The organism is Acidovorax sp. KPB24-03, from assembly GCF_057546605.1.
Map to the genome: position 1 here is coordinate 1 of NZ_BAAJYR010000179.1, position 7,277 is coordinate 7,277.

Genomic DNA, 7,277 nt, shown 5'->3' on the forward strand with positions numbered 1-7,277 from the left:
GTCGGTGATCGCAACGCCCGGGGCGGCGCCTGCCGGCGCCGCCGCCCGCAGCACGGAGCGCACCGGCCCCTACAAGCACCTGATGACCGGCGTGTCGTTCATGCTGCCCTTCGTGGTCGCGGGCGGGCTGCTGATCGCGCTGGCCTTCGCGCTGGGCGGCATCTACGTGTACGACGACGCGCACCAGGGCACGCTGGGCTGGACGCTGTTCCAGATCGGCGCCAAGGCCGGCTTCACGCTCATGCTGCCGGCGCTGGCGGGCTACATTGCGTTCTCCATCGCCGACCGGCCGGGCATCGCGCCGGGCATGATCGGCGGCCTGCTCGCGGGCACCGTGGGCGCGGGCTTCCTGGGCGCCATTGCCGCGGGCTTCATCGCGGGCTATGCGGTGCACTGGATGAACCGCGCCATCCGCCTGCCGCGCACGCTCGACGGGTTGAAGCCCGTGCTGCTGCTGCCGCTGCTGGGCACGCTGGTGGTCGGCGTGCTCATGATGACGGTCATCGGCAAGCCCATGGCCGGCGTGATGGCCGCGCTCACCGAATGGCTCAAGGGCCTGCAGACCGGCAGCGCCGTGCTGCTGGGCGTGATCCTCGGCGCGATGATGGCCTTCGACATGGGCGGCCCGGTCAACAAGGCGGCCTATGTGTTCTCCACCACGCTGATCGCCAGCGGCGTGGCCAACCCGATGGCCGCCACCATGGCCGCGGGCATGGTGCCGCCGCTGGGCATCGCGCTGGCGTGCTGGGTGTTCCGCAGCCGCTTCAGCGCCGAGGAGCGCGAGGCCTCCAAGGCCGTCGCCGTGCTGGGCCTGGCGTTCATCACCGAAGGGGCCATTCCGTTCGTCGCGCGCGACCCGCTGCGGGTGATCCCCGCCTGCATGGCCGGTGCGGCGGTAGCGGGTGGCCTGTCGATGATGTGGAACATCGGCCTGCAGGCGCCGCACGGCGGCGTGTTCGTGCTGGCCATTCCAAACGCGGTCAACCACGTGGTGCTGTACGCGCTGTCGATCGCGGCCGGCACGGGGGTGACGGCGCTGGCGCTGGGGGTGCTCAAGCGGCGGGTGGTTGTGGCGTAGCGCCCTCGGCGAAAGGGGCGGCACCGCCCGTTCTGCGTTCTGTTTTCCTAGCCCATGGCCAGCTGCCGCCGCCCCTGTTCCTTGGCGGCATACAGCGCCGCGTCCGCGCGGGCCATGAGCTCGGCCAGGTCCTCTTCGCCGCCGTGCCACAGCGCCGCGCCGGCGCTGTAGTCGATGGGAAACCCCAGGGCCTGGGCGCTTTCGGCCTGCAGGCGTTCGCGCAGGCGCTGATCGAAGCGTTGCGCCTCTTCCTGCTGCGCATGCAGCAGGAGCACGCCGAACTCCTCGCCGCCGAACCGGCACACGGTGTCGTGCGGCCCGGCCATGGACTGGGCGAGCCGGGCGAACCAGGCCAGGGCGCGGTCGCCGGCTTCGTGGCCGTAGGCGTCGTTGATGCGTTTGAAGTGGTCCAGGTCCAGCAGCAGGGCGGCCAGGGGCAGGCGCTGGCGCGCGGCGCGCGTTCGCAGGGCCTGTCCGTGGGCCTCGAAGCCGCGGCGGTTGAGCAGGCCGGTGAGCGGATCGGTCATGGCCAGGGTGCGCAGTTGCTGCTCGGCCTCGTCGCGCCAGGCCACCAGCACGGCCACCGTGCCCAGCACGAGGGTGACGTTGGCGGCCACGGCCGCGGCGATGTTGACGGGGTGCGGCGTGCGGAAGCTGGGGTAGGCGTCGGTGAAGGCGCCCAGCACGCCGCGCGCGGCGGTGAACGCAGCCATCGTGGCCAGGCAGCCCGTGAGCAGCAGGCGCCAGCGCCGGTCCACCGAGTGCGCTGGGTGGGCCGGGTAGAGCGTGGCGCGCGCCACGGCCAGCAGCAGCGTGGCCAGCAGCAGGTTGGCCCAGCCGACGCGAAACGCGTAGTGCGAAAACCCCAGGGTGTAGCCCAGCGGGATCGCCACCACCAGCGCCTGCACCAGGCGCCGCCCGGGCCGGGGCCCCAGCCAGATCGCCAGGGCTTCGAAGAGAGCCCATTGGGCCAGGGAATTGGCAGCCATGGACACGGTGGACAGGGTCTGGTCCCACGCGTAGGAGGACGCGATGATGGCCGCCCAGGCCAGGCCCTGCAGCAGCAGGCTGGCTTGCACCCAGCGCGCGGCGGTGCCCGCGCCGCGGCCCATGATCAGCGGCAGGGCCGCGGAGAGCATGCACAGGTTGGTGGCCGTGATGGCCATCAGGGTGACGAAATCCAGCCGCATCAATCCCTGGTGGCGGCGCCCACCCGGTGCGTCACTGGAAGGCCACCTCGGCGAAGCTGCGCAGCTTGCGGCTGTGCAGGCGGCTCACGCCCCCGGCCCGCAGGATGTCGATGGCGCGCATGCCGATGCGCAGATGCTGGTCCACGCGCTCGCGGTAGAAATGGTTGGCCATGCCGGGCAGCTTGATCTCGCCGTGCAGGGGCTTGTCGCTCACGCACAGCAGGGTGCCGTAGGGCACGCGGAAGCGAAAGCCGTTGGCGGCGATCGTTGCGCTCTCCATGTCCAGCGCGACGGCGCGGCTCTGGCTGAACCGGCGCTGGGGCATGTTGTCGGGCAGCAGCTCCCAGTTGCGGTTGTCGGTGCTGGCCACGGTGCCGGTGCGCATGATGCGTTTCAGGTCGGCGTCCTCGATCTGCGTGACGTCGGCGACGGCCTGCTGCAGCGCCATCTGGATCTCGGCCAGCGCGGGAATGGGCACCCACAGCGGGAGCTCTTCGTCGAGCACGTGGTCTTCGCGCACATAGGCGTGGGCCAGCACGTAGTCGCCCAGCTGCTGGCTGTTGCGAAGGCCCGCGCAGTGGCCCAGCATCATCCAGGCGTGCGGGCGCAGCACGGCGATGTGGTCGGTGATGGTCTTGGCATTGGACGGGCCCACGCCGATGTTGACCATGGTGATGCCGCTCTTGTCCGCCCGCATGAGGTGGTAGGCCGGCATCTGCGGCAGCCGCGGCGGGGCCACGCCCAGCTCGTCGCCCGGCTGCGCCGGCAGGCCGGTGCGGCGGGTAACGACGTTGCCCGGTTCGATGAAGGCGACGTACTCGCTGTCCGGCTTGGCCATCTCGGCATGGCCCAGGCGCACGAATTCGTCGATGTAGAACTGGTAGTTGGTGAACAGCACGAAGTTCTGGAACCACTCGGGCGCGGTGCCGGTGTAGTGGCGCAGCCGGTGCAGCGAGTAGTCCACCCGCGGCGCGGTGAACAGCGACAGGGGCTGGGCCTCGCCGGGGCGCGGCGCCCAGGTGCCGTTGGCAATGCCGTCGTCCATGGCCTCCAGGTCGGGCAGGTCGAACACGTCGCGCATGAGCATGCGGCGCTGGGCGGTCAGCGTGCCCTCGATGTGGTCGTGCTCGGCGAACGAGAAGTGGATGGGGATGGGCTGGCTGCTGATGCCCACCTCCAGCTCGATGTTGTGGCTGTTGCGCAGCAGGCGGAACTGCTCGGCGTAGTAGTTGGCGAACAGGTCGGGCCGGGTGAGGGTGGTTTCATACCGCCCCGGGCCTTCCACGAAGCCGTAGGCCAGCTGGGTGGCGGCGCGGGCCACGGTGGTGGTCTGCACCCGCACGAAGGGGTAGAAGGCCCGCACGTGGCTGGCCGGGGTCTCCCCGGCGACGAAGCGCTGCATGGCATCGCGCAGGTGCCCGATCTGCTGCTGGTAGATGCGCTGCACCTGCGACAGCGCCTCGGCGGGATCGGTATGAAGGGTGGGCTCGGTGAAGTCGGGGATCTGGGCCATGGCCCCTATTGTCCACGGGCGCGCGGGTCTGCCCGATGACGGGCCCGCTATCTTTTTTTCAGCAGCCACTCGCGCGTCTGGCGCGGGTCCATGGGCGGCGAGATCAGGTAGCCCTGCGCCAGATGGCAGCCCAGGGCGCGCAGCAGGTCGCGCTGGGCGTCGGTTTCCACCCCCTCGGCCACGGTCTGGATCTGCAGGCTGCGGCCCATCTGGACGATGGCGGTGACGATGGCCACGTCGTCTTCGTTGGCGGGCGTGTCCGAGACGAAGGAGCGGTCGATCTTGAGCTTGTCGATCGGGTAGCGCTTGAGGTAGGCGAGCGACGAGTAGCCGGTGCCGAAGTCGTCGATGGACACGCGCACGCCCAGCGCCTTGAGCGCGTCCAGCGTGTGGCGCACCTGGTCGGCATCGTGCATGAGCACGGATTCGGTGAGCTCGATCTCCAGAAAGCGCGGTGCCAGGCCCGTCTGGCGCAGCACGCCCGCGATCTCGCCGGCCACATCGCGCTGGCGGAATTCGAGCGCCGAGAGATTGACCGCCACCGGCACCTGCGGCAGGCCCTCGTCGTGCCAGGCCCGGATCTGCCGGCAGGCCTCGACCAGCACCCAGCGGCCGATGGGCGTGATGAGCCCGCGGGCCTCGGCGAAGGCGATGAAGTCGATGGGCCCCACCAGGTCGCGCTCGGGGTGGCGCCAGCGCACCAGCGCCTCGAATCCCACGAGCGCACCGTCGTCCAGGCGCACCTGCGGCTGGTAGTGCAGCACGAACGCGCCGTGCAGGATGGCGTCGCGCAGCAGGCGTTCGTGCTGCAGCACGCCGGTGGAGGGCGTCTCCATGCCCGGGGCGTAGGCCTGGCGGTTGGCGCGGCCGCTGTCCTTGGCCTGCTGCATGGCGGCGTCGGCCCGGCGCACCAGCTCGGCCGCGGTGTCGCCGTCGTCGGGGTACATGCTCACCCCGATGGAGACCGACACCGACAGCGGCGTGCCGTCGGCATGGAACACGGCGCACACGTCGGCCAGCAGCTGGTCGGCCACCGCCAGGGCGGAGGGCCGGTCCTGCGCGTCGCGCAGCACCACGACGAACTCGTCGCCCCCCACGCGCGCTACGATGTCCACCGAGCGCACGCCCTGCACGAGCCGGCGGGCCACCTCGCACAGCAGCATGTCGCCGGCCTCGTGGCCCAGCGAGTCGTTCACCGTCTTGAAATGGTCCATGTCGATGAACAGCACGGCGGCGGCCTGCGGCGTGCGCTGTGCGGCCTCGATCACGGCGGTGAGCCGCTCCATGAGCGTGGTGCGGTTGGGCAATTGCGTGAGCGCATCGTGCCGCGCCAGGAAGGCCTCGCGCTCCTGGGCCTGGCGGCGCGCGGTGATGTCGCGAAGCACCGCGATGCGGTAGTCCGATCCCTTCCAGGGCATGGTCTTGCCGACGATCTCCACGGGAACGGCATGGCCGTCCTGGTGCAGCACCGTGACTTCGTAGGGCTCTTCGCGGCCCTCGCGCACATAGGCCTCGGTGACGGGGCGGAACTCCTCGCTCACGAAATCGAGCATGCGCCGGCCGCGCCCCTCGGCCAGGGAGTAGCCCATCAGCCGCGTGAGCGCTTCGTTGAAGTCGGTCACCAGGCCTTCGCGGTGGAACACGATGGCCTCTTCGGTGGCCTGCGAGAACTTGCGCATGCGCTCTTCGCTCTCGCGCACCGCGCGTTCGGCCTCCCAGTGGTGGGTGATGTCGTTGATGAGCACGAAGGCGCCCATCAGTCCCAGCTTGGGGTGCAGGTGGGGAATGAGGTTGACCTCGATCATGCGCGGCGGCCCGCTACGCACCCGCTGCTTGCGCGTGTATTGCACGCGCTCGCCCCGCAGCACCTGCTGGATCTGGGGCTGGATCGAGGCCCAGGCGCTGTCGCCGATGGCTTCCTGCACTGTCTTGCCCAGGATCGCCTCCACCGTGTGGCCGGTGGATTCGGCGTAGCCCTGATTGGCAAAAACACAACGCAGGGTGGACGATTCGAAGTAGGCCAGCAGCGCCGGAACGGAGTCGGCCAGCAGCCGCAGCAGGGAACTGCTGCAGTGGGGGTCCTGGGAAGGACCGTCCGCTCGGCTTGATGTGTCTGGCATGTCCCACCCTTGTATCTCGAAGTTTTATAGCCGATCGGGGCGCCGCTGGCGAGGGGTGCAAGCCCTTGCCCACCTCGCGCCGGCCGGGCCCCGGGATAATCCGGGGATGACTTCTTCCGTTTCCGGCGCTGGCGCCGAGTTCTCCTCCCTGGCGCTGCACCCCGCGACCCTGTCCAACCTGCAGCAGCTGGGCTACACCCGCATGACGCCGATTCAGGCCGCGAGCCTGCCCGTGGCCCTGCTGGGCCGCGACCTGATCGCCCAGGCCAGCACCGGCAGCGGCAAGACGGCGGCCTTCGCCCTGGCGCTGCTGGCGAACCTCAATGCGCGCCGCTTCGCGGTGCAGGCCCTGGTGCTGTGCCCCACGCGCGAGCTGGCCGACCAGGTGGCCACCGAGGTGCGGCGCCTGGCCCGCGCGCAGGAGAACATCAAGGTGGTCACCCTGTGCGGCGGCGTGCCGCTGCGCGGGCAGATCGCCAGCCTGGAGCACGGCGCGCACATCGTGGTGGGCACGCCCGGGCGGGTGATGGACCACCTGGAGCGCGCTACGCTCGATCTGCAGGCGCTCAACACCCTGGTGCTCGACGAGGCCGACCGCATGCTGGACATGGGCTTTTTCGACGACATCGCCAAGGTCGCGCGCCAGTGCCCGGCCGAGCGCCAGACGCTGCTGTTTTCCGCCACGTACCCCGAAGGCATCGAGCGCCTGGCGCGCCAGTTCATGAAGGAGCCGCAGCGCATCACGGTACAGGCCCAGCATGGTTCGGCCAAGATCGCGCAGCGCTGGTACGAGGTGAAGGAAAGCGAGCGCCTGCACGCCGTGTCGCAGCTGCTGAACCACTTCCGGCCCGAATCGGCCATCGCCTTTTGCAACACCAAGCAGCAGTGCCGCGACCTGGTGGGCGTGCTGCAGGCGCAGGGCTTTCACGCGCTGGCCCTCTATGGCGAGCTGGAGCAGCGCGAGCGCGACCAGGTGCTGGTGCAGTTCGCCAACCGCAGCTGCTCGGTGCTGGTGGCCACCGACGTGGCGCGCGCGGCCTGGACATCGCCCAGTTGCAGGCGGTGATCAACGTCGACGTGACCCCCGATCCCGAGATCCATGTGCACCGCATCGGCCGCACCGGCCGCGCGGACGCCGAAGGCCTCGCCTTGAGCCTGGCCAGCCTGCCCGAGATGGGCAGCGTGGGCAAGATCGAGCAACTGCAGGGCCGCGAGTCGGAATGGCACCCGCTGTCCGAGCTGACCGCCGCTCCCGGCGGGCCATTGCTGCCGCCCATGGCCACCATCCAGATCATCGGCGGGCGCAAGGAAAAGATCCGCGCGGGCGACGTGCTGGGCGCGCTCACCGGCGAGATGGGCTTTGCGCGCGAGGTGGC

Annotated in this window: 4 protein-coding genes and 1 pseudogene; 2 read left to right on the forward strand and 3 right to left on the reverse strand. The window is 70.2% G+C overall.

All coding sequences use genetic code 11. The annotated features are described in order from the left end of the window. On the forward strand, positions 1-1,078 hold a 1,078-nt coding region (locus AC27KI_RS16275; RefSeq protein ID WP_487114752.1), incomplete at its 5' end, for a PTS fructose transporter subunit IIC. A 47-nt stretch (positions 1,079-1,125) separates the two neighbouring features. Here the strand turns inward: AC27KI_RS16275 and AC27KI_RS16280 are convergent. Genes AC27KI_RS16280 through AC27KI_RS16290 form a run of 3 tightly spaced genes read right to left on the reverse strand, consistent with a single transcriptional unit; the run spans position 1,126 to position 5,901 of the window. Beyond that, a complete protein-coding gene (locus AC27KI_RS16280) occupies positions 1,126-2,268 on the reverse strand; it encodes a GGDEF domain-containing protein (RefSeq protein ID WP_487114754.1) in 1,143 nt (380 codons plus the stop codon). A 31-nt stretch (positions 2,269-2,299) separates the two neighbouring features. Continuing rightward, positions 2,300-3,781: an AMP nucleosidase gene (locus AC27KI_RS16285; protein WP_284392916.1), complete on the reverse strand. Its 1,482-nt coding sequence runs from the start codon at positions 3,779-3,781 to the stop codon at positions 2,300-2,302. 47 nt (positions 3,782-3,828) lie between these two features. Beyond that, on the reverse strand, positions 3,829-5,901 hold the full coding sequence (locus AC27KI_RS16290; protein ID WP_284429510.1) for a putative bifunctional diguanylate cyclase/phosphodiesterase: 2,073 nt from the start codon (positions 5,899-5,901) through the stop codon (positions 3,829-3,831). Between the two features lie 106 nt (positions 5,902-6,007). Between AC27KI_RS16290 and dbpA the strand changes: the two are divergent. After that, positions 6,008-7,277 (forward strand): annotated as a pseudogene (gene dbpA, locus AC27KI_RS16295) (ATP-dependent RNA helicase DbpA); the annotation flags it as partial.